The organism is Pseudomonas sp. WSY_20, assembly GCF_043104335.1.
Lineage (GTDB): Bacteria > Pseudomonadota > Gammaproteobacteria > Pseudomonadales > Pseudomonadaceae > Aquipseudomonas > Aquipseudomonas parafulva_B.
The window spans coordinates 1-994 of the sequence record NZ_JBICKP010000040.1 but is presented as its reverse complement, the minus strand read 5'-3'; the positions used below and the strand labels follow the sequence as shown (position 1 = coordinate 994).

The following is a 994-nucleotide window of genomic DNA, read 5'->3' as shown; positions in this document are numbered from 1 at the left end:
ACCCATGTTATATTGCACAAGATAAAAATATATCATCATGAACAATAAAACTGTCTGCTTACATAAACAGTAATACAAGGGGTGTTATGAGCCATATTCAACGGGAAACGTCTTGCTCGAGGCCGCGATTAAATTCCAACCTGGATGCTGATTTATATGGGTATAGATGGGCTCGCGATAATGTCGGGCAATCAGGTGCGACAATCTATCGATTGTATGGGAAGCCCAATGCGCCAGAGTTGTTTCTGAAACATGGCAAAGGTAGCGTTGCCAATGATGTTACAGATGAGATGGTCAGACTAAACTGGCTGACGGCATTTATGCCTCTTCCGACCATCAAGCATTTTATCCGTACTCCTGATGATGCATGGTTACTCACCACTGCGATCCCCGGGAAAACAGCATTCCAGGTATTAGAAGAATATCCTGATTCAGGTGAAAATATTGTTGATGCGCTGGCAGTGTTCCTGCGCCGGTTGCATTCGATTCCTGTTTGTAATTGTCCTTTTAACAGCGATCGCGTATTTCGTCTCGCTCAGGCGCAATCACGAATGAATAACGGTTTGGTTGATGCTAGTGATTTTGATGACGAGCGTAATGGCTGGCCTGTTGAACAAGTCTGGAAAGAAATGCATAAGCTTTTGCCATTCTCACCGGATTCAGTCGTCACTCATGGTGATTTCTCACTTGATAACCTTATTTTTGACGAGGGGAAATTAATAGGTTGTATTGATGTTGGACGAGTCGGAATCGCAGACCGATACCAGGATCTTGCCATCCTATGGAACTGCCTCGGTGAGTTTTCTCCTTCATTACAGAAACGGCTTTTTCAAAAATATGGTATTGATAATCCTGATATGAATAAATTGCAGTTTCATTTGATGCTCGATGAGTTTTTCTGATAGTTAGTCTTTGTAGAGACACAAACCTGAAATTCCGGACACCGCGCTTCAGGACATCTCCCTGGACGCCGATATCTGGCAGTATCCGGACG

1 protein-coding gene is annotated in these 994 nt (G+C 43.7%); it reads left to right on the top strand.

The genetic code is table 11. The features are described from left to right. Positions 1-86: 86 nt before the first annotated feature. Positions 87-902 (top strand): aminoglycoside O-phosphotransferase APH(3')-Ia, encoded by an 816-nt coding sequence (locus tag ACF8E5_RS10755; RefSeq protein WP_000018326.1) that lies wholly within the window; start codon positions 87-89, stop codon positions 900-902. Positions 903-994 lie beyond the last annotated feature (92 nt).